The organism is Xanthomonas sp. NCPPB 3761, assembly GCF_041475705.2.
GTDB classification, from domain to species: domain Bacteria; phylum Pseudomonadota; class Gammaproteobacteria; order Xanthomonadales; family Xanthomonadaceae; genus Xanthomonas; species Xanthomonas phaseoli.
In genome coordinates, this window is the sequence record NZ_CM191262.1 from 2421557 (window position 1) to 2443299 (window position 21743).

The 21743-nt window shown below is 64.9% G+C and carries 14 protein-coding genes and 1 riboswitch; of the genes, 7 read left to right on the forward strand and 7 right to left on the reverse strand.

From position 1 onward, the window contains the following. Positions 1-9 precede the first annotated feature (9 nt). Positions 10-1215 (reverse strand): dual-specificity RNA methyltransferase RlmN, encoded by a 1206-nt coding sequence (rlmN, locus tag ACCQ00_RS10665; protein WP_017172769.1) that lies wholly within the window; start codon positions 1213-1215, stop codon positions 10-12. Between the two features lie 18 nt (positions 1216-1233). Next, positions 1234-1659: a nucleoside-diphosphate kinase gene (ndk, locus tag ACCQ00_RS10670; RefSeq protein WP_039569834.1), complete on the reverse strand. Its 426-nt coding sequence runs from the start codon at positions 1657-1659 to the stop codon at positions 1234-1236. Between the two features lie 218 nt (positions 1660-1877). Here ndk and ACCQ00_RS10675 point away from each other — a divergent pair, with 218 nt between their 5' ends. From ACCQ00_RS10675 to ACCQ00_RS10685, 3 genes are all read left to right on the forward strand, one after another. Then, positions 1878-2510: a TetR/AcrR family transcriptional regulator gene (locus ACCQ00_RS10675; protein ID WP_039569836.1), complete on the forward strand. Its 633-nt coding sequence runs from the start codon at positions 1878-1880 to the stop codon at positions 2508-2510. Positions 2511-2534: 24 nt separating this feature from the next. Beyond that, positions 2535-4907: a 3-hydroxyacyl-CoA dehydrogenase/enoyl-CoA hydratase family protein gene (locus tag ACCQ00_RS10680; protein ID WP_039569838.1), complete on the forward strand. Its 2373-nt coding sequence runs from the start codon at positions 2535-2537 to the stop codon at positions 4905-4907. A gap of 156 nt (positions 4908-5063) precedes the next feature. Next, a complete protein-coding gene (locus tag ACCQ00_RS10685; protein WP_003482893.1) occupies positions 5064-6269 on the forward strand; it encodes an acetyl-CoA C-acyltransferase in 1206 nt (401 codons plus the stop codon). A 359-nt stretch (positions 6270-6628) separates the two neighbouring features. Here the strand turns inward: ACCQ00_RS10685 and crcB are convergent, their stop codons facing one another. Both crcB and ACCQ00_RS10695 read right to left on the reverse strand, forming a co-directional pair. After that, positions 6629-7030: a fluoride efflux transporter CrcB gene (gene crcB, locus ACCQ00_RS10690; protein WP_039569841.1), complete on the reverse strand. Its 402-nt coding sequence runs from the start codon at positions 7028-7030 to the stop codon at positions 6629-6631. 108 nt (positions 7031-7138) lie between these two features. Further along, a riboswitch (Fluoride riboswitch) is annotated at positions 7139-7207 on the reverse strand. Positions 7208-7209: 2 nt separating this feature from the next. Beyond that, the gene (locus ACCQ00_RS10695) at positions 7210-8583 is read right to left on the reverse strand and encodes a replication-associated recombination protein A (protein ID WP_039569843.1); all 1374 of its coding nucleotides are present in this window, start codon (positions 8581-8583) and stop codon (positions 7210-7212) included. 164 nt (positions 8584-8747) lie between these two features. Between ACCQ00_RS10695 and xopZ the strand changes: the two genes are divergently transcribed. Continuing rightward, complete coding sequence (gene xopZ / locus ACCQ00_RS10700; protein WP_039569845.1) at positions 8748-12983, forward strand: XopZ family type III secretion system effector; 4236 nt, start codon at positions 8748-8750, stop codon at positions 12981-12983. 126 nt (positions 12984-13109) lie between these two features. On the opposite strand, the gene lolA is transcribed toward xopZ, so the two are convergent. The 3 genes from lolA to ACCQ00_RS10715 all read right to left on the reverse strand — a co-directional run bounded on the left by lolA (position 13110) and on the right by ACCQ00_RS10715 (position 18282). After that, a complete protein-coding gene (gene lolA / locus ACCQ00_RS10705; protein ID WP_039569846.1) occupies positions 13110-13781 on the reverse strand; it encodes an outer membrane lipoprotein periplasmic chaperone LolA in 672 nt (223 codons plus the stop codon). A gap of 64 nt (positions 13782-13845) precedes the next feature. Beyond that, complete coding sequence (locus ACCQ00_RS10710) at positions 13846-15774, reverse strand: DUF3857 domain-containing transglutaminase family protein (RefSeq protein WP_039569848.1); 1929 nt, start codon at positions 15772-15774, stop codon at positions 13846-13848. Positions 15775-15924: 150 nt separating this feature from the next. Continuing rightward, positions 15925-18282: a DNA translocase FtsK gene (locus tag ACCQ00_RS10715; RefSeq protein ID WP_017158316.1), complete on the reverse strand. Its 2358-nt coding sequence runs from the start codon at positions 18280-18282 to the stop codon at positions 15925-15927. Between the two features lie 283 nt (positions 18283-18565). Between ACCQ00_RS10715 and trxB the strand changes: the two genes are divergently transcribed. The 3 genes from trxB (at position 18566) to aat (ending at position 21725) form a co-directional block, all read left to right on the forward strand. After that, the gene (trxB, locus tag ACCQ00_RS10720; protein WP_039569853.1) at positions 18566-19534 is read left to right on the forward strand and encodes a thioredoxin-disulfide reductase; all 969 of its coding nucleotides are present in this window, start codon (positions 18566-18568) and stop codon (positions 19532-19534) included. Positions 19535-19591: 57 nt separating this feature from the next. Further along, the gene (locus ACCQ00_RS10725) at positions 19592-20710 is read left to right on the forward strand and encodes a GNAT family N-acetyltransferase (RefSeq protein ID WP_039588113.1); all 1119 of its coding nucleotides are present in this window, start codon (positions 19592-19594) and stop codon (positions 20708-20710) included. A 265-nt stretch (positions 20711-20975) separates the two neighbouring features. After that, positions 20976-21725 (forward strand): leucyl/phenylalanyl-tRNA--protein transferase, encoded by a 750-nt coding sequence (aat, locus tag ACCQ00_RS10730; RefSeq protein WP_039569857.1) that lies wholly within the window; start codon positions 20976-20978, stop codon positions 21723-21725. Positions 21726-21743: the final 18 nt, after the last annotated feature.

A 21743-nucleotide genomic window follows, 5' to 3' on the forward strand; every position in this document is an offset into this window, starting at 1 on the left:
AACGCAAGTTCACGCTGCCGCATCTCGATCGGCCTGCCCTTCCAATGTGCGGCGGAACTCCGCCTGGCGACGGGTACGGTCCATGACCTGCCCCTTGAGCTGCCCGCATGCGGCGTCGATGTCGTCGCCGCGGGTGCGGCGAACCATCGTCAACACCTGCGCATCGAGCAGGATCTTCTGGAACGCGCGAATCTCGGTCTCGCCCGAGCGCTCATAGCGCGTGCCAGGAAACGGGTTGAACGGAATCAGATTGACCTTGCCGGCGTCCTTGGACTGCACGGCATTGTCGAACTGCCGCATCAGCCTGGCCAACTGGCGCGCATGCTCCGGCTGGTCGTTGATGCCTTTCATCAACGTATATTCGAAGGTCACCGAATCGCGCTTCTTGTTGCCGCGCAGATAGCGCGCGCACGACTCCATCAGCTCGGCGATCGGGTATTTCTTGTTCAATGGCACCAGGCTCTCGCGCAGCGCGTCGCTCGCCGCGTGCAGCGAGACCGCCAGCGAGACGTCGCTTTCGGTGGAAAGCCGATCGATCATCGGCACCAGGCCGGAGGTCGACAGCGTGACCCGCTTGCTGGCCAGCCCGTAGCCAAGATCGTCGCGCATCACGCTCATCGCGCGCACGACGTTATCGAAATTCATCAGCGGCTCGCCCATGCCCATCATCACCACATTGGTGAGCCGGCGCTGCTGGTGCGGCACATTACCCAGGTGGCGCGCCGCGACCCACACCTGACCGATGATTTCGGCCGTGGTGAGGTTGCGGTTGAAGCCCTGGGTGGCGGTCGAACAAAAGGTGCAGTTCAAGCCGCAGCCGACCTGGGAGGACACGCACAGCGTGCCGCGGCCCTTGTCGGGGATATATACGGTCTCGATGGCGTTCTTGCCGTCGGCCCCCATGGCCAACAGCCATTTGTGAGTGCCGTCAGCCGAAGGTTTATCGAACACCACGTTCGGGACCAGGACCTCGGCGTGCTGGTGCAACTTCGCACGCAGCGCCTTGCCGAGGTCGGTCATCTGGTCGAAATCGGTGACGTAGCGATGGTGGATCCACTTCATCACCTGATGGGCACGGTAGCGCGCCTCGCCGAGCGTGTCGGCGAAGAAGCGCTCCAAACCCTCGCGATCGAGGTCGAGCAGGTTCTGCTTGCGCACCGGCGATGCGGGGACGGGAACGTCCTGCAGCACGGAGGGGATCACGACCTCATTCACGATTCGACTCACTCGGCCTCAGCGCGAGACCACTTCGGTGGCAGCAAAGAAATACGCGACTTCGTTGGCAGCGTTCTCGACCGAGTCAGAGCCATGGGCGGCATTGGCATCGATTGAATCCGCGAAATCGGCGCGGATGGTACCCGGCGCAGCGTCCTTGGGATTGGTCGCGCCCAGCAGGTCACGGTGTACGGCAACGGCGTTCTCGCCTTCCAGCGCCTGGATCATCACCGGGCCGGAAATCATGAACTCGACCAGGGCGTTGAAGAACGGACGCTCGCGATGCACGGCGTAGAAGCCTTCGGCCTCACGACGCGACAGCTGCTTGTACTTGGCGGCCACGACCTTCAGGCCAGCCTTCTCGAAGCGGCTGTAGATTTCGCCGATGACGTTCTTGGCAACGGCGTCGGGCTTGATGATGGACAGGGTGCGCTCCAGCGCCATGGGAAGTTCTCCGTTGGGCGGGCCACTGAAGGCCCGAGGTTATCATGAAAAAAACCCGCGACAAAACGCGGGCTTAGGCTTCTTTGCGATGGTCAATTCTATCTCGTCAACGATTCGTTTGCACACCGCCCCCTGAATCGTGCTGCGTTGCGACATGACCAGCCTGCAGGCGAGCCCGTAGACTCAAACAATCGTTTGATTGAGTCCTGTCTTCGCGCATGCCCAAGCCCGCCCACTTCTCCACCAAGGACCGCATTCTCGGTGCGGCCGAGGAGCTGTTCGCCCAGCACGGGTTCGCCGGCACGTCGCTGCGCCAGCTCACCACGCAGGCCGACGTCAATATCGCAGCGGTCAACTATCACTTCGGCTCCAAGGAAAACCTGGTCAACGAGGTGTTCCGCCGCCGCATGGACGAAATGACCGCCGCGCGCCTGCAGCAGCTGGAACTGGCGAAGAAATCGCAGCCCGGCGAGCTCACGGCCGTGCTCGCTGCCTTCGTCGAGCCGGCGTTGGCCATGGCACAGGACCGCCAGAACGGCGGCGCGTTCGTACGTGTGATTGCGCGCGCTTACGCAGAAAAGAACGACAACCTGCGCAAGTTCCTGTCCGATCACTACGGGCATGTGCTGCGCGAATTCGGCAAGGCCATCGCCGGCTGCGTGCCGGGCTTGAGCAAGGAAGAGCTGTACTGGCGGCTGGACTTCCTGGCCGGCGCATTGACCTATGCCATGGCCGATTTCGGGCTCATCAAGCGGCCGGCGGGCGTCAGCGAGGCCGACCATCGTGCGCGCGCGGCGCGCGAACTCATTCGTTTCGCGGAACCCGGGTTCCGCGCTCATTCCACACCGTAAACGTTCCACAAGAGGCCTACCGCTATGTCCAACCCGTTGCTAGTCCGTCGCGCCGCCGTGCTCGGTGCCGGCGTCATGGGTGCGCAGATCGCTGCGCACCTCACGAATGCCGGTGTCGACACCGTGTTGTTCGACCTGCCCGCCAAGGAAGGCCCGCAAGACGGCATCGTACTCAAGGCGATCGCCAATCTCGGCAAGCTGAGTCCCGCCCCGCTCGCCAGCAAGGCGCTGGCAGAGGCGATTACGCCGGCCAACTATGAGAGTGGCCTGGAACAGTTGCGCGACTGCGACCTGATCATCGAAGCGATCGCCGAACGCATGGACTGGAAGCAGGACCTGTACAAAAAGATCGCCCCGTTCGTGGCCGATCATGCCGTGCTGGCGTCCAACACTTCCGGCCTGGGCATCAACAAGCTCTCCGACGTGCTGCCCGAGCAGCTGCGCCACCGTTTCTGCGGCGTGCACTTCTTCAACCCGCCGCGCTACATGCACCTGGCCGAACTGATTCCGGCCAAGGGCACCGACAAGGCGGTGCTGGAAGGACTGGAAAGCTTTCTGGTCACCACGCTCGGCAAGGGCGTGGTGTATGCCAAGGACACGCCGAACTTCATCGGCAACCGCATCGGCGTGTTCTCGATCCTGTCCACCATCCACCACACGCAGGAATTCGGCCTGGGCTTCGACGAAGTCGATGCGCTGACCGGCCCGCTGGTCGGCCGCCCGAAGTCGGCCACCTATCGCACCTCCGATGTGGTCGGCCTGGACACCATGGCGCACGTCATCAAGACCATGGGCGACACCCTGCCCGACGATCCGTGGCACCAGTACTTCAAATCACCCAAGTGGCTGGATGCGCTGATCGCCAAGGGCGCGCTGGGCCAGAAGGTCGGTGCCGGCATCTTCCGCAAGGTCGGCAAGGACATCGTGGTGGTCGACCTGGAGAAGCAGGACTACCGTCCGGCTGACCGGGCCGCCGCGCCGGAAGTGGTCGAGATCCTCAAGATCAAGAACCCGGCCGAGAAGTTCGCCAAGCTGCGCGAAAGCCAGCACCCGCAGGCGCAGTTCCTGTGGGCCACCTTCCGCGACCTATTCCACTACAGCGCCTACCACTTGGCCGATATCGCCGAGACCGCACGCGACGTGGATCTGGCCATCCGCTGGGGCTACGGCTGGTCGCTGGGCCCGTTCGAAACCTGGCAGGCCGCGGGCTGGAAGCAGGTGGCGCAGTGGATTGCCGAAGACATCTCCAACGGCAAGAGCATGAGCAGCGCGCCGCTGCCGAACTGGGTGTTCGACGGTCGCGATGGCGTGCATGGCGCCGAAGGCTCGTACAGCCCGGCGCATGACGCCAAGCTGCCGCGCTCGTCGCTTTCGGTGTACAAGCGCCAGCGCTTCCCCGATCCACTGCTGGGCGAGCAGTTCTCGCCGGGCGAGACGGTGTTCGAAAACGACGGCGTGCGCATGTGGCACGACGGCGACGACATCGCGGTGGTTAGCTTCAAGACCAAGATGAACACCGTCTCCGACCATGTGCTCAACGGCCTGCAGGAAGTGGTGGGCCGCGCGGAGAAGGATTTCGCCGGTCTGGTGATCTGGCAGCAGAAGGAGCCCTTCTCGGCCGGTGCCGATCTGGCCGGCGCCCTGGGCTTGCTGCAGGCCGGCAAGGTGGATGCGTTCGAAGCCCTGGTCGCCAATTTCCAGGCCACCAGCCAGCGCATCAAGTATGCACAGGTACCGGTGATCTCGGCCGTGCGTGGCCTGGCGCTGGGCGGCGGCTGCGAATTCCAGATGCACAGTGCCAAGACCGTGGCCTCGCTGGAGAGCTACATCGGCCTGGTCGAAGCCGGCGTCGGCCTGCTGCCGGCCGGTGGTGGTTTGAAGGAAATCGCGGTGCGTGCCTCGATCGCCGCAGGTCCGGGCGGCGATGTGTTTGCCGAGCTGAAGAAGACCTTCGAGACCGTGGCAATGGCCAAGGTCTCCAACTCAGCCGTCAATGCCAAGGAACTGGGCCTGCTGCGCGCCACCGACAAGGTGGTGTTCAACAGCTACGAAAGCCTGCACATCGCCAAGGCCGAAGCGCGCGCACTGGCAGAGGGCGGCTACCGCGCGCCGCTGCCGGCACGCCGCATCCAGGTCGCCGGCGACGTCGGCATCGCCACCTTCAAGATGCTGCTGGTCAACATGCTGGAAGGCCGCTTCATCAGCGAATACGACTACGAAATCGCCAGCCGCATCGCCACGGTGGTCTGCGGTGGCGAAGTCGATCGCGGCGCACTGGTCGACGAAGAGTGGCTGCTGAAGCTGGAGCGCAAGCACTTCGTCGAACTGGCCCAGCAGGAAAAGACCCAGGCGCGGATTGGGCACATGCTCAAGACCGGCAAGCCACTCAGGAACTGAGAATCGGGAGTGGGGAATCGGGAATGGGTAAAAGCCCAACCGACTCCCCGCTTCTCCCAATTATCTGCCGGGTGATGAAGATGGCGAACTCAGGCGAATCCGCACTTGCGATTCCCGATTCCCCACTCCCCATTCCCGGCTATCGGAGATAGCCAAATGAGCAAGCAGATCCAAGAAGCCTACATCGTTGCCGCCACGCGTACGCCGGTCGGCAAGGCGCCGAAGGGCGTGTTCCGCAATACCCGTCCAGACGACATGCTGGCGCACGTGCTGCGCGCGGTAGTCGCGCAGGCGCCGGGCATCGATACCTCGCGCATCGACGATGCCATCATCGGCTGCGCCATGCCCGAAGGCGAGCAAGGCATGAACGTGGCACGCATCGGCGTGTTGCTGGCGGGCCTGCCCAATTCGGTGGCCGGCCAGACCATCAACCGCTTCTGTTCGTCCGGCATCCAGGCCATTGCCATGGCCGCCGACCAGATCCGGCTGGGCAATGCCGACCTGATGCTGGCCGGCGGCACCGAGTCGATGTCGATGGTGCCGATGATGGGCAACAAGGTGGCGATGTCGCCAAGCGTGTTCGCCGACGACCATGTGGCCATTGCCTACGGCATGGGCATCACTGCCGAGAAGGTCGCAGAAGAGTGGAAGGTGTCGCGCGAAGACCAGGATGCGTTCGCGCTGGCCTCGCACCAGAAAGCGATCGCGGCGATTGCCGCCGGCGAGTTCCGCGACGAAATCAGCCCGTACGAAATCCACTCGCACCAGCCCGACCTGGCCGGCAATGTGATCGCCCTGCGCAAGCGCCTGGTCGACACCGACGAAGGCCCGCGTCCGGACAGCTCGCTCGAGGGCCTGGCCAAGTTGCGCCCGGTGTTCCGCAACGGCCAGTTCGGCGGCAGCGTCACCGCCGGCAATTCCTCGCAGATGAGCGATGGCGCCGGTGCGGTACTGCTGGCCTCCGAGCAGGCGATCAAGGATTACGGCCTCACCCCGCTTGCGCGTTTTGTCAGCTTCTCGGTGGCCGGCGTGCGCCCGGAAGTCATGGGCATCGGCCCGATCGCCGCCATCCCCAAGGCGCTCAAGCAAGCCGGGCTGACCAAGGACCAGCTGGACTGGATCGAACTCAATGAAGCCTTCGCCGCACAGGCCTTGGCCGTGATCCGCGACAGCGAGCTGGACCCATCCAAGGTCAATCCATTGGGCGGCGCAATCGCCCTCGGCCACCCACTGGGCGCCACCGGCGCGATCCGTGCTGCCACGCTGGTGCATGGCCTGCGCCGTCGCCAGCAGAAGTACGGCATGGTCACCATGTGCATCGGCACCGGCATGGGCGCTGCGGGCATCATCGAAGCGCTGTAAGGCCTGAGCCCGGCAATGCGGGATCGGTGGCGCTGCCGCTGGCGTGCTGCAGATCAAGCGGTCAACGAAGGCGTGCGCAAGCACGCCTTCGTCCGTTCTGCTCGGTGCTGACGAACAGCCAATTCGCGCTGCAGCGAAAGATTGGTGCTGCGTATCGGCCAAAGGTGCCAGGCGCACATCGGCAGCGGGGTCATCGACGTGCCGCCGCCACAGGCTGCCAATCAGACTGCCTTGCAGCGACGGTTGCGTCGTTGGCACGTAGGAAACTCAGCACACGGGTGTCAGGCGACCCGTCGCAGCAAGGCACCGCTGCACATCTGCCGACCTTGCGCTACCGCCACCAGGACACGGGCCGCAGCCTATCGAGCAACCAGCCACTGTCCGGCGCGCGCACCGGCAAACACCAATGCCAGCCCAGCCACCAGCGTCACCGCCAGGTAGATGCCGATCATGGTCGAGCGGTCGCTGCGCGCAAACACCAGGCACTCCATCATCAGCGACGAAAACGTGGTCAGCCCACCGATCACGCCAACGATCAACAAGGCCCGCAGCGGCCAGCTCGAGGGCCCGCGTGCATCCAGCCAGACCAGCAACACGCCGGCCACGAACGACCCGAGCAGGTTCACCGTCAGCGTTCCCCACGGGAAGCCGGTACCAAAGCGCTGGATCAACGAGGCACCGATCGCAAAACGCAAGCCCGACCCCAGTGCGCCACCGGTCATCGCCAGCAACAGCTGCTGCCACCACACCGGTGCGTTCATACGCGCACCCCGCGACCAGAACGTGGCTTCGAAAAAAAAGTGTGCGGCATCGGCGTCATCCTTCCAGAGTCAAGAGCGATGCCGGGGCACAGACCTGCCGCCCCGGCGGGGTGGGCAGGCATCATCAGCGCGCAGGGTGCGTGCGGTTCGAGGAGGAATGCCATCTCCTGTGCGGCCGATTATGCCGTGGGCTTGCCGGCCTTGTCAGCCCTTGCCTGTGCGCGCGCCTCGCGCAGCCGATCGAGCTTTTCCTTCAGCTTGATCTCCATCCCGCGCGGCACCGGGTTGTAGTAGACGCGCTCGCCCATCGCATCCGGGAAGCCGGTCTGATCCAGCGCAATGCCGCCCTCGGCATCATGGTCGTACTGGTAATCCTGGCCGTAGCCAAGCGTCTTCATCAGCTTGGTCGGTGCGTTGCGCAGATGCAGCGGCACCTCCTGCGTGCCGGTGGCGCGCACTTCGGCCTTGGCCTGATTGAAGGCAGCATAGCCGGCGTTGGATTTGGCAGTGCTGGCCAGGTACAGCACCAGCTGTGCGAATGCCAATTCGCCTTCCGGACTGCCAAGGCGCTCGTAGATGTCCCAGGCTTCCAGCGCCATGCTCTGCGCGCGCGGATCGGCCAGGCCGATGTCTTCGATTGCCATGCGGGTCAACCGACGCGCCAGATACGCCGGGTCGCACCCGCCATCGAGCATGCGCGTCAGCCAGTACAGCGCTGCATCCGGGTTGGAGCTGCGCACGGACTTATGCAGCGCCGAAATCTGGTCGTAGAACTGCTCGCCGTTCTTGTCGAAGCGGCGCGTACGGTCGGCCAGCACCTGAAGCAACGTCTGCGGCGTAATTTCGCCACCCTCGCCTGCCGCCAGTTCCGCAGCAATTTCCAACAGCGTCAGGGCCCGACGCACATCGCCGTCGGCGGCGCTGGCGATTTCCAGCAGCGATGCTTCGCTGACCTGGATCGTCTCGGTCCCCAAGCCGCGCTCGGCATCGCGCAAGGCACGCTGCAAGGCCGCGACGATGTCCTGCGGCGACACGCCTTCCAGCACATGCACGCGGCAGCGCGACAACAACGCTGAGTTCAACTCGAAGGATGGATTTTCAGTGGTCGCACCGACGAACAGAATCGTGCCGCGTTCGATATGCGGCAAGAACGCATCCTGCTGCGCCTTGTTGAAGCGATGCACCTCATCGACGAACAACACGGTGCGGCGGCCACCGGCAAAACGCTGCGCCGCCTCTGCCAGCACCTGCCGCACGTCCGGCAGGCCGGACAGCACGGCCGAGATCGCCTTGAATTCGGCGTCTGCGTAGTGCGCCAGCAACAAGGCCAATGTGGTCTTGCCGCATCCTGGCGGGCCCCACAGGATCATCGAGTGCACGCGCCCGGATTCGACCGCGCGCCGCAAGGCGCTGTCGGGAGCCAGCAAGCGCTTCTGCCCCACCATCTCGTCAAGCGTGCGCGGCCGCATCCGCTCTGCCAGGGGCCCCATGGCGCTGCGATCGACATGCAGCAGATCGGGTGTGATCGAGTCGGGACGTTTGGCTTTGCTCACCCCTTCATTCTACCGCCTGCGCCTGATGACGTTCCAAAACGCAGTGTCCGGCCAGCGCTGGCAGAGACAACGACGTTCTCTTTCCAAGCGACCACTTCGCGCGCGTGCAATGCATAAACTGCGCAGCGACATAGTGTTACTCAGTAACGAGTGACCGCAATCGCTTGCCGGCATCCCGTATCGGCCACGCGCTGCGCCAGCGCAAGCGGCACGTCCAGTGCACGGATTCCACCATGCCCCGCATTCCGCTTCGCCCCTCCGTCATCGCCGCCTGCCTTCCAGGGATGGCCGAGACCATCTCGCATCCCTCCAAGCCTTCTGCGCAGCGGCAGACGCACAACAAACTGGCGACTCCGGACCCACGCGCGTTCGAGGCGGAACTGATCCAGGCACAGCAAGACCCGCTGGGTTGGTCCGCGACGCTGCTTGAGCAAGCAAGACAGCCAAGCAACCTCGAACCCGGATTGAAAGCCGCTCCCAAACGCAGACACGCTCTCCCACGCGCCTGCAGGAAGGCTGCAGAGCGATTGGGGCTCAGTAGCGGTTCGCCAGAACCACATACGGCCCTGCTGCGCTATTGCTCGGTGCAGTACGAGCGGGACACACCAGCCGGCCCAGCGGATCGCAACGCCAACGTCGCCCGTGACCTGCGAGCCTCCGCGCTGCTGCCCAATGCCACCGAGCATCTCAATGACGCGCTGATCGCCCGCCTGGAGCAATCCAACGACGACCTGGCCGCACGCATCTGCCGGCGTCGCCAGGACGAACTGACCTACGCGCATGCACAAACGCTACAGGCTGCACGCGAGCAGTTGGCCCTGAGGGCCCGTCGCGCCGCCAACCTCAGCGACAGCATCAACGCGCTGACGCGCGAACGTGCCGACCTATTGCAACAGCTGCATGGATGCAATGTGCAGACTGAAGCAGTGGCTGCCGCGATCCACGATCTTGAGTCGGACATCCTCGGCGCACGCGCGGCATTGAACGCGCCACCGGGCGATCAGCCGTCGCGCGCTGTCGCAGCGCACGCGGTCTCATCCTCGGCCAACGCGCCGCAGGACATCGATCGCGCACAGCTGCAGCGCGTCTGCACCCAGCTCGAACATGCAGTGCAACAGGCGCGCGCGCGCGGCGATGCGCTGGCAAAAACGGTCTTTTTCGGCCGTGGCTCGGCACAGGCAGCACACGCAGAGCAAGCACTTGCGGAAGCCAACGCGGAGATCGATCGATTGCAAAGCGCGTATGCGCAAGCACGCGATGCGTTGCAGTCAGATCAAGCAAGTAGCTCTGCCAACAAGCCGGCATCTCGCACGCTCGGCTCGCACCTTGCTGCAGAGCGGAAGCGAGAAATGGAGGCACTGCGCACACGACTGGGGCGCAACGCGAACATGCTGACCCTGCAACGCCAGCATGCCAAGCGTTGCCAGCGGCATGCGCAGCGCCTACAGCAGCGCCTCGCCCAGGTCGACGCAAAACTGCAGCAGGCGCGGCATTCGTCGCGGATCAACACCAAGGAGTTGTGGCAGCACGAACAGACGGTCAGCACGCTGGAAGCTGCGAACGACGACATGCAACGCTTGGTGCAACAGGCAGCCGCACAGCCGCCGGCCGATGAGGCCCGGCCCGTCGCTGCCGATATCGCCGCCGACACAATGGAGGCCCTGCTCGACGCCCTACCCGGCTTTCGCGAGGACACCATCGACCCCGTGAGCCGACAGGTTCTGCGCGCCTGGGCTGACGGCCTGCATGGCCGCAGCGCTGCGTTCGGAAGCGACGCCTTGCAGCCGGTCGACACGTTGCGCATTGCCCTGCACGTCTTGGCGATCGCCAGCGGGGGCGATGCCACGGCAGCGGCCGACGTGCTGCAACGCCTGAGCGTGGTGCACTTGCGTGCGCTGATTCCGCCGCCACAGGTCTCCATCGCTGCCGAGGCGGTCCCGCCGATGGAGATGGTCACGGCCTGCGTCGGCCTATTGGCCAGCGTTCCGCGCGGCATGCAGGTTCTTTCGCACATGCTGTGCGAAGAACCCACGCCCCCTTCCAGGGAATGGCTGGAGGCGGCACAGGTCCATCTGCGTGCCAGCCACCGGCTTGCACTGACGCCGGACGCAGAACAGGCGCAACGCACCTGGCTGGGCGATGCGCAAATGGGAGCGCGCCACGCCGTGCACGGAGATTCGCCGCTGCAGGGCCTGCAGTCTGCAACCGATGCCCAGCGCAGCGCGTTCCACGCATTCCGCAATGGCTACGAAACCACCGCGGCAGGCTCACCCTATGCGCGCGTCAACGCATGCCTGCAGATGTTTGCGCAGTGGGCGGTAGCAGGCAGCGGAAGGCGCGGAAAGCGCGCCCTCAATCCCTTCAACGCACTTGAGCTGGGAATGAAGGTCGGCGCCTCAGAAGCGCTTCCCACCGCCGTGCGACGTGCCAACGACGCTTTTCGCGAGGCGGCCGGCCACCTGACCAGCTGGCTCGTCGCGCGCCGCCAGATCCAGCTGGCGGGCGGGCGAATGCCGTCGCAGGAGGAGTTGGCGATGCAGGCGCTGTTGGAATACGCGCAATGGCTCCCACACGAGCAGAACGCGGCCGACCTGACCTTCACTGCCAAGGTGCTGGGCACGATCGAACGGCGTGCCCAGGAACTTCAGCGCTCGGTGGCGGCCTCGGTGAGCGCGACCGACGATCTACAGCCGGCGGCGTGCCATCCGGCGATCGCGTCCGCCTGGGGTGCTGTGCGCGCGGGCCGCCTGCGTCTGCCGGAAACGCTGCGTCTGATCCAACGTGGACTGCTCGACCACGCCGGACAGCCGAGCGAGCTGCCGGTGGGGGCAGCGCCCTTGGCTGAAGACCTGGCGTCGGACGCGCGCAACCACTTTCACCAGGCCATTGGTCATGCCAGTCGTCTTCTGCACGAGGGCGACACCTCCCGCGCCAGATCGCCGCGTGCGCTGTTCGAATGCCTACGCAACCTGATGGAACGGCTGGAATGGCGCGACAAGCTGCGTCTCACCGAACAACGGGTGATCGGGCTCAATACGGCGCCGCTGTCGGCCGCGCTTGCGATCATTCCCAGCGGCCTGGGACTGAAACTCGCCGCCGGCGGCCAGACCAGTTCCGATCGCTCGGTGGAGATCTACATGGGGCGAACCGGGCTGTCGCTGCAGATCGGGCGGCAAAAGGCGCGGCAGTTCAACGCTACTACCGGCATGAGCGCGGGCGTGCTGCTGCCGGGCACCGAACATGCACCGGTGGGCATCACAGGCGCAGCCGAGTGGCGCATGAAAAAGGAATCGGGTATCGAGCATGGCGTGCAAATCCGCGTACCACGGCGGGGCAAGGGCCAGGAGCTGGAACAGCGCGCGCAATTCCTCGCCATGTTCGAACACTTGCTGCAACTGGCCGAGCAATCCGGCGGCGATGCGGGTCAGTTGAGCGAGCGCGACTTTCTGGGGGAGCTGCTGGCGCACCACCCCAGCATCACCGTTGGCTTGATCGGCCATGCTGAGCGCCAGGCTTCGGCCACCGAATCCAGCCTCAGCGTCGCAGCCGGCGTGCGCGTGGGAAACATGGACGGCCGACCGCGTCGCGCCACCCTGGGGGCATCGCTCGGCGTGAAAGCGCGGCGGGAAACCTCCCGTTCGCAAACGCCGATCGAAGGCTACATGACGATGGTGCTGAAGGACTCAAGCGCGCAATCCAGGGTAGAGATCGCAGGGCGCGCATCGGCCAGTGTCGTCGCCCAGCAGTGGACGCACCCAAGCACCGGCAATGCGCCGCCCACGCCAGTGGCACGGCTGTCCCTGGCCACCCTGGAGCTCGGCTACAGCAGGGAACTGCGCTCGGCCGGCAGCAATACGTTCTCCACCTTGTGGATGTTCAACAACGAAATCGATCCTGTGCGCACGGATCGTGGCTTCGAATTCTTCAACTTCGCCTCTTTCGAACGCGAAGTGAAGCGCAACTGGCAGTTATGGACCCACTACGGAATCTCCAAACTGCAGGGCAAGGTCGACGACCAGCGGCTCTACATGGTGGCCGAGCGCCAGTTGCAGGACTTCATCGACCGGGTCCGCCACCACATGCAAGACAACAAGTTCGCCTCGCTGATCGTGGACTGGGTGTTGCAGGCAGAGGCTGCACCGCGCCTGGACGCATTGCGCGCGCAGGCCCAGCTATTGCGCATCGCCGGATGCGACGCGCAAGCGGCGGAAGCCGATCGCGCCTTCGATGCGCTGATCAGCCACCCAAGCATCTGGGAACCGACCATTCTGATCCTGCGCGAAAAAGGCAAACGCCAGCGCGAGCGAGGCATCGATTTCTTCATCAAACGCCAGACCAACCAGGCAGCGGAGGCGATGCGGACGGTTGGTCAATGGATCCCGTACGAGCCAGTCCCGTAGCGCGCCGGCATCGCGCTTGTGCGGGTGCATCGCTCAGGTCACGACCGCTGCCGCGCCCTCGCAGGCACAGCCGCTCGCTGCACCACGCTTCGCCCTTGCCTTCATCGCGCGCGCCCGCAGACGCTTCTACTGCGCGTCGCCCACCACATCCACGCCCTTGGCTGGCGTATAGCGGAAGGTGTCTGCGGCAAACGCCGGATTGCGCTTCCAGCCGCTAAAGCTGATCGCAGTGCGCTGGCCGACCGCGTCCACCACTTCCATCCGGGCCAGGCCATCCTTGCCGAACCCCAGCGAGGCGATCTGGAAGCTGGCGTCGGTGTCCACCTTGGGCGTCAGCGACAACCATTGCAGGCCGTCGCGTGGCGTGGCTTCTTCGCTGACGTCGTACTTCTTGTCCAGAAGCGCCGGGTCGATCAATGCGACCAGCGGGCTGTTCTGCTCTTCGCTGCCCTGTGCGCGCACGGTGACCTGCTCCAGATCGGGGTCGAACACCCAGACCTTCTTGCCGTCGGCCACGATCAGCTGCTTATAGGGCTTGGCATATTCCCAACGGAACTGGCGCGGCGTTGCCAGTGCGACCCGCCCGCTCGAGGTTTCCTTGACCCGGCCATTGGCGTCGGTCACCCGTTGGTTGAACTGCCCATCCAGACCCTTCAATCCGCGCGTGAAGGTATCCAGCTCCTGGCGCGCACCAGCAAACGCGGTGCTGGCGAACAGAGCTGTGGCAAGGACGGCGTAACGGAGCTGGCGATGCATCGCGGTCTTCCAGAAGGACATGCGTGGATTCTGATACTTCATAGATGAATGGGCGAGCGCTATCGCACGACGTGTTCAGATGGCGGCATGTGCGCGGCACTTCGCCTCACTGCGCCGTCTGCACCCTGGACAGATCGCCATAGACGATCTGTCCGCGAAACCCGCGCCGCACCTGTTGGTAGAGCTCGCGAAAGGCACGGTAATCCTGCGGCTGGCACAACGCCTGTGGCCCGCGCACGGCGGCACGCTGCAGGCGATGCACGGCGGTCACCGTCTGCCCCTGCCGTGTCCACTCAACCGCGTATTGGCCGGCGGCATTGCGAAAGGTGCTGCTGCGCGGAATGGCGATGATCGGCACCGTCTCGGGAAAGCTCACCACGTAGGTTTCCTCGCGCACGCTGTCGTTGCAGTAGAACGGGGTCAGATTGTTTTCGGCCGAGGTGGTGGTGTAGATGGCGCGCGTCGATTCGGCACCTGGCATATCCGGCAAGGTCATGCCGCCGACCACCGAGAAATCCACCGCATCCTTGGCCTGGAAGGTGTAGCGGTAGTTGAACGGTGCATCCAGATCCAGCGGGTCGCCCTGGATCAGCAGATCGCCGGTGCCGTCGAAACCGGACTGGGCAAGGATCGACTCTTCGATCCGGTTGCGATTTTGCGCATTGAGCTGCACGAACATCGCGCGCAAGCCCACTTCGCCGGTCTGCCCGCTGTCGAGCGTGGTGGTGCCCTGCAGGTCGCCCTGCGGCGTGAAGCGGTATTCGGTGAGCGCGACATAGCGATTGACCTTGCGGTCGTTCGGCGGCGTCTGCGTCACCTTGCCATCGCGCGTATGCACCACCGGCGCGCCGAGATCGCCTGCCGGCAGCTGGCCGAAGCGCGCGTAGGGGTTGGTCGAGTCCACGTACAGATCGAATGCGGGAATGTAGGTGATGGCGTGGTTGAAGCGGCCCAGTACCGGGATCTGCGGCAAGGTCGGTCCGCCCTCCGCCCCGATCAGCACCGGGGTGCTGGCGATCCCCTTGGCTGCAAGCAGGGCCTCCAGGATCACGGTGTGGTCTTTGCAATCGCCGTAATGGTTGGCCAGGATGCTCTCGGCGCTGTTGGGTTCCAGCCCGCCATTGCCCAGATACACCGCCACATAGCGGATATTGCGCGCCACCCACGCATACAGCGCGGCAGCCTGCGCGCGCGGGGCATCGATACCGCGCGTGACTTCATCGGCCAGCGCCTGGATTGCCGGCGTCACCGCCGCAGCGCGCCCGCCCTTGACGTGATACGCCAGGCCCATCTGCGACCAGCTATCGAAGGTGCTGGCCATCAAGGTGGGACTGAACTCCCAGGTCGCCGCGCTCCAGTTCTGGTTCTTCATCGGCGCGGTGCGCTGGTAGCGCCACTCCCAGCGTGCCTGGTCACCGCGCACCACCGGCTTGGTGCTGCCCTGCAGCCCGCGTGCGGAAAGATGCATCGGCAGCCCCTTCGGCGCGACCAACGTGATCACGGCATCGTCGTACTGCGCGAAGACACTGAAGGTCTCCCACAGGCTGAAGTAACCGGGGAAATATGGCGTGTTCTGTGCCCGCCGCACGCGGTACACGATGCGCGCGCCCGGCGCCAGATTCGGGAACACCACCACTTTCACCTTGCGGTCGGCATACATCGCTGCCGAGGCGCTGGAATAGCTTTCCTGGGTATAGATCTTGTCGGCCGCCACGTCCTGGCGCAGCCCTTCGGCCGTGACGGTATACGCCTGCAGCACATCGAGCGTTTCCATCTTCTCGCTATAGCTCAGCCTCACCTGGCTGAACTGCTCCACGGCCGACTTGGTCTTGAGCAGGATCTCGTACTCGTCGGTTTCCATGCTGCTGGCGTCGGCACGCACCTCGTAGTCGGCGCGGTAGCGCACAAAACTGTAATTGGTGTCGGCCTGCGTGCGTGTTGCAGCACTGGCAGCGGGTGCAGGACGTTGCTGTGCCTGGGCAAGCAATGGAAGACAGAGCAGCAACAGGAGCACTAACGAGGGACGATGCAACATGGGTCTCGATCACGGCGGGCCGGAGCGGCCCTTACCCACAGGGTAGCCGTTGTGCCCGGCAATGGCAGGCACGGGCTTCCAACAATGCGGCATTGCTGCAGGCGCTCGATCGGGAGCTGCACCTGAAACGCGCCACGACATCGCCGGCGCCTACTTCGGCGGCGGCGGTGCCAGCACGGTACGGTCGCCATTGTGCTCGGGCGGGCTGACCACGCCGGCCGCTTCCATCGCCTCGATCAGGCGCGCGGCGCGGTTGTAGCCGATCTTCAGACGCCGCTGTACGCCGGAAATCGAGGCACGCCGGGTCTCGGTGACGATGCGCAAGGCCTCGTCGTACAACGGGTCCGATTCGTCGCCGCCACCGCCACTGCTTTCCGGCAGGCCGGTGGCACCGACCACGGTGCCATCGCCCATGGTCTGCACTTCGTCCAGCACGCCTTCGACATAGGACACCGGCCCGCTGGCCTTGAGATGCTCGACCACGCGATGCACTTCCTCGTCGCTGACGAAAGCCCCGTGTACGCGGTCCGGCAATGCGGTGCCCGGCGGCAGGTACAGCATGTCGCCATTGCCCAACAACGCTTCGGCACCGGACTGGTCCAGGATGGTGCGCGAGTCGATCTTGGAGCTGACCTGGAACGCCACGCGGGTCGGGATATTGGCCTTGATCAGGCCGGTGATCACGTCCACCGACGGCCGCTGCGTGGCCAGGATCAAGTGGATGCCGGCTGCACGCGCCTTCTGCGCCAGGCGCGCGATGAGCTCTTCGACCTTCTTGCCGACGATCATCATCATGTCGGCGAATTCGTCGATGAAGATGACGATGAACGGCAGCGTCTCCAGCGGCCGCGGCGCTTCGCCCAGTTCCGGGTTCGGCTTGAACAGCGGGTCCATCATCGGCTGACCGGCGTCGATGGCGTCCTTGACCTTCTTGTTGAAGCCGGCCAGGTTGCGCACGCCCACCGCGCTCATCAGCTTGTAGCGGCGCTCCATCTCGGCCACGCACCAACGCAGGCCGTTGGCCGCCTCCTTCATGTCGGTGACCACTGGCGCCAGCAGGTGCGGGATGCCCTGGTAGACGCTCAGTTCGAGCATCTTCGGGTCGATCATCAGCATCCGCAGTTCCTTGTGCGAGGCCTTGAACAGCAGGCTCAGCACCATTGCATTGACCGCCACCGACTTGCCCGAGCCGGTGGTACCGGCCACCAGCAAGTGCGGCATACGCGCCAGGTCGGCCACGGTCGGCCGGCCGGCAATGTCCTTGCCCAGCGCAAGCGTCAGCGGACTGGCCGACTTGTCGTATTCCTTGGAGCGCAGCAATTCGGAGAGGAAGATCATCTCCCGGCTGACGTTGGGAATTTCCAGGCCGATCACCGACTTGCCCGGGATCACGTCCACCACGCGCACCGACTTGACCGACAGCCCGCGCGCGATGTCCTTGTCCAGCGAACTGATCTGGCTGACCTTGATGCCCGGCGCCGGCTCGATCTCGAAGCGGGTGATCACCGGGCCCGGATAGGCCCCGACCACCTGGGCTTCGATGCGGAAATCCTTGAGCTTGAACTCGATCTGCCGCGACAGCGTTTCCAGCGTCTCTTCCGAATAGCCCTTGGTCTGCGGCTTGGGGTCGTCCAGCAGCGCCAGCGGCGGCAGGTCCGAGCCATCGGTGCTGACGCCCTGGAACATCGGAATCTGGGTGTCGCGTTTGGCGCGCTCGCTTTTTTCCACCACCGGCGCCGGCGGCGGCTCGATCTTCACCGGCTCGCGCTTGGCCTGCTTGACCGCATCGACCTTGCGCACTTCCTCGCGCTCTTCGCGCATCACCCGGGTCTGCTGCCACTCGGTGGCCTGGTGGGTCTTGCGCTGCATCAGCGGCCCCAGCGCCAGCACCCACTTGCCGATGCGCTCCATCACCGCAAACCACGACAAACCGGTCGCCAGGGTGATCGACACCAACAGCAGCACCAGCACGAACAGGTTTGCGCCCAAGGCACCGAAGCCGGAGCTGAGCGAGCCGGCGACCAACTTGCCCAGGATGCCGCCGGCCTCGGCCACCTCGCCCTGGAACAGGCGCAGATGCAGGAAGCCGGTCGAGGAAATCAGGAACCCCACCATGCCGACCAGGCGCAGCGCCGGCCCCAGATCGCTTTGGGTTTGCTCTTCGCGTTCGCCGATCAAGGCGATCCAGGCCACCGCCCCCAACAGCACCGGCAGCAGGAAGGCCACATACCCGAACAGCTGCAGCAACACGTCGGCCGCCAGGGCGCCGAATCGGCCGCCCATGTTATGGATCGGCGCAACCAGATTGCCGGTGCGCGACCAACCCGGATCGGTCGCCGAGTAAGTGAACAGGCTGGCCAGCAGATACAGCAGCAACGGCGCCACCGCGATCAAGGCCAGATCGCGCCAGAGCTTCTGCCGCCGCGGATTGTCCGCCGCCGCCGTCTTGCGCGACGACGATTTGCCCTCTGCGGGCTTGCTGCTGCGTTCGGGAACCTGCTTTGCCACCTGTAGCCAGACCTTAGAAAAATGCTGTTAGTGTTTGATAATAAACGACTGAAGCCACGGTTTCAGCAGTTGCATGCGCCCTGACCATCCAGCCAGGCGCCGCGTAACGAAAAACGCCGCACAAGGCGGCGTCGAGCACGTGGTTTGAGCGGAGCATGCCATCTGCGGTTCAAGCAGTTCCATCGCGCCGCCTTGATTCACCGGGTGGGGACCGCCACTCTATGCCGCCACGGGGGCGCGAATGACTTCGCCTGCCCTCCCAATTCCTAGATCGCGAGTATACATGAGCGCCTCTTCTGCCAGCCCCGCCAAGCACTCCCGCCTGTTGATCCTGGGCTCCGGCCCGGCCGGCTGGACCGCCGCGGTCTACGCCGCCCGCGCCAATCTCAAGCCGGTGGTGATCACCGGGCTGCAACAAGGCGGCCAGCTGATGACCACGACCGAAGTGGACAACTGGCCGGGCGACCCCCATGGCCTGATGGGTCCGGACCTGATGAGCCGCATGCAGGCGCACGCCGAGCGCTTCGAGACCGAGGTCATCTTCGACCACATCCACACGGCAGACCTGTCGCAGCGCCCGTTCCGGCTGATCGGTGATGGCGCCGAGTACACCTGCGACGCACTCATCATCGCCACCGGCGCGACCGCCAAGTACCTGGGCATCCCCACCGAAGAAGCCTTCAAGGGCCGCGGCGTTTCCGCCTGCGCCACTTGCGACGGCTTCTTCTACAAGGACCAGGACGTGGTCGTCGTCGGCGGCGGCAACACCGCGGTCGAAGAGGCGCTGTACCTGTCCAACATCGCCCGCAAGGTCTACCTGGTGCATCGCCGCGATACGCTGCGCGCAGAAAAGATCATGCAGGACAAGCTGTTCGCCAAGGTGGCCGCCGGCAAGATCGAGACCGTCTGGCACCATGCGGTGGACGAAGTGCTGGGCAACGATGCCGGCGTGACCGGCGTGCGGGTCAAGTCCACTATCGACGGCAGCACCCGCGACATCGATGCGCATGGTTTCTTCGTGGCGATCGGCCATCACCCCAACACGCAGTTGTTCGATGGCCAGCTGGCAATGAACAACGGCTACCTGGAGATCCGTTCCGGGCTGAACGGTGCAGCGACCGAAACGTCGGTGGCCGGCGTGTTCGCCGCCGGCGACGTGGCCGACCAGCATTACCGGCAGGCCATCACCTCGGCCGGCTTCGGCTGCATGGCCGCGCTGGATGCAGAGCGTTATCTCGACAAGAGCGCCTGAGATGGCGCCTGATTGCCGGCCGCGCCACGCGGCCAGCATCGCCAAAGGGCTCCCCGCGTGGGTATGACCGCACGCTGGTGTCGTCAGCTGGACGAGCTGCCAGCCGGCGCCTGGGATGCGCTGCACGATGGCACCCATCCCTTTATCAGCTATGCATTTCTGCAAGGCCTTGAACGCGAGGGCTGCCTGCGCCCGGACTGGGGCTGGAACCCGCTGCACCTGACCTTGTGGGAAGGCGACTCCCTGGTGGCCGCGGCTCCCGGCTACCTCAAGAACAACTCGCACGGCGAGTTCGTGTTCGACCACGCCTGGGCGCATGCATACGCGCGCTATGGTCAGGAATACTTCCCCAAGTGGCTGTGCGGGGTGCCCTACTCGCCCGTCACCGGCCCGCGCCTGCTTGGTGCGCCCACGTGGCGCGGCCACCTGCTGAAGGCGATGCGCGAGCTGGTGGAGCGCAGCGGACTGTCGTCGGCGCATGTGAACTTTTATCCCGCCAATGAAGACGCCGCCTTCGATGCCGACTGGCTGGAGCGCAACGACCTGCAGTACCACTGGCACAACGCCAGCGGCTGGAGCGATTTCGAGACGTTCCTAGCGGCGATGGATCACAAGCACCGCAAGAACATTCGCCAGGAACGCGCCAAGGTGCAGCGTGCCGGCGTGCAACTGCGCGTGGTGCACGGCGATGAGGCCAGCGATGCGGATCTGGCCGCGATGTATGGCTTCTATCTCAAGACCTTCAACGAATACGGAAATTCGCCTGCGCTGACGCCGCAGTTCCTGCAGCACCTGGCCACGGCCATGCCGCGCCAGCTGGTGATGTTCCTGGCCGACCTCGATGGCCATCCCATTGCCGGGGCACTCTGCCTGCGCGGCCACGACACCTTGTACGGCCGCTACTGGGGCGGTGAAGCCCTGCCCGGACTGCATTTCGAGACCTGCTACTACCAGGGCATCGAATATTGCCTGCGCGAAGGCCTGACCCGCTTCGAGCCTGGTGCCCAAGGCCAGCACAAGATCGCGCGCGGCTTTCTGCCCACCCTGGTGCGCAGCAGGCACTGGATCGCCGACCCGGGCTTTCGCGAGCCGCTGGCACAGTGGTGTGCGGACGAGCGCGAGGCAGTCGCTGGGCACGCACGGGAACTGTCCGAGCACAGCCCGTTTCGCGGTTGATCCAGTCAGGGCGCATGAGCGAGGCGGATTGAATGCGCAGCGCTGCGGGGTAGTTCCTGCTGCGCGGCGCATCCCGCCAGCAGCACGCAGGCTGGATCGGCCGACAAATGTCATGAGCAGTCGTCAGGTGGACGCGAACTGTGCGCAGGAACCGGAGCCTGCATCTGGTCGCGCTAATTCCGGGCAGCGCTCGCAGACGCACCATGGGGCACAGCACGCATCGTGGTCCACGCCATCGGTTTGCCAGCTGCCCTACACTGCATAGATGGCGCGCCACCTCCCCTTTCTGCTCGATGCCGCTCCGGCGGCGCCGTTTCCGGCACCAGGTCAGGCCCTGCGCGACCCAGACGGCCTGCTCGCCATCGGCGGCGACCTGTCGCCCCAACGCCTGCTCAACGCGTACGCGCATGGCATTTTCCCGTGGTACTCGGACGGTCAACCGATCCTGTGGTGGAGCCCGGATCCGCGCATGGTCTTTCGTACTGACGGCGTGCGCCTGTCGTCCCGCTTCAAGCGCCAGCTTCGCGCAAGCACCTGGACGGTTCGCGCCGATACCGCCTTCGAGCAGGTGATCGCCGCCTGTGCCGCGAGTCCGCGTCCTGGCCAGGACGGCACCTGGATCAGCGCGGAAATGCAGCAGGCCTATATCGCCCTGCACCGTCTAGGCCACGCGCATTCGATCGAGGTGTTCGACGGCGCGCGCCTGGTTGGGGGGATCTACGGCGTCGCGATTGGCCGGATGTTTTTTGGCGAAAGCATGTTCAGCGGGGAAAGCGGCGGCTCCAAGGTGGCACTGGCCGCCTTGGCCGCCAATCTGCATGGCCGAGGGTGGCCACTGATCGATGCGCAGGTGGAAAATCCGCACCTGCTGAGCCTGGGCGCCGAACGCTGGCCGCGCACTGACTTTTTGCACGAGGTGCAACGCCAGGTTGCCCAGGCGGAACCGCCGGGTAGCTGGTCTCGACGTTACGGCGAGCACGCTGCCAGCGACCTGCGTGAGACCCGCTTAACATAAAATTTGCACCGCGGGGAG

What these genes read in the sequence shown, in the direction of transcription:
- ndk (WP_039569834.1), bottom strand. Translation starts at nt 1,659, where the DNA reads ATGGCGCTGGAGCGCACCCTGTCCATCATCAAGCCCGACGCCGTTGCC.
- ACCQ00_RS10675 (WP_039569836.1), top strand. Translation starts at nt 1,878, where the DNA reads ATGCCCAAGCCCGCCCACTTCTCCACCAAGGACCGCATTCTCGGTGCG.
- ACCQ00_RS10680 (WP_039569838.1), top strand. Translation starts at nt 2,535, where the DNA reads ATGTCCAACCCGTTGCTAGTCCGTCGCGCCGCCGTGCTCGGTGCCGGC.
- ACCQ00_RS10685 (WP_003482893.1), top strand. Translation starts at nt 5,064, where the DNA reads ATGAGCAAGCAGATCCAAGAAGCCTACATCGTTGCCGCCACGCGTACG.
- crcB (WP_039569841.1), bottom strand. Translation starts at nt 7,030, where the DNA reads ATGAACGCACCGGTGTGGTGGCAGCAGCTGTTGCTGGCGATGACCGGT.
- lolA (WP_039569846.1), bottom strand. Translation starts at nt 13,781, where the DNA reads ATGAAGTATCAGAATCCACGCATGTCCTTCTGGAAGACCGCGATGCAT.
- ACCQ00_RS10710 (WP_039569848.1), bottom strand. Translation starts at nt 15,774, where the DNA reads ATGTTGCATCGTCCCTCGTTAGTGCTCCTGTTGCTGCTCTGTCTTCCA.
- trxB (WP_039569853.1), top strand. Translation starts at nt 18,566, where the DNA reads ATGAGCGCCTCTTCTGCCAGCCCCGCCAAGCACTCCCGCCTGTTGATC.
- aat (WP_039569857.1), top strand. Translation starts at nt 20,976, where the DNA reads ATGGCGCGCCACCTCCCCTTTCTGCTCGATGCCGCTCCGGCGGCGCCG.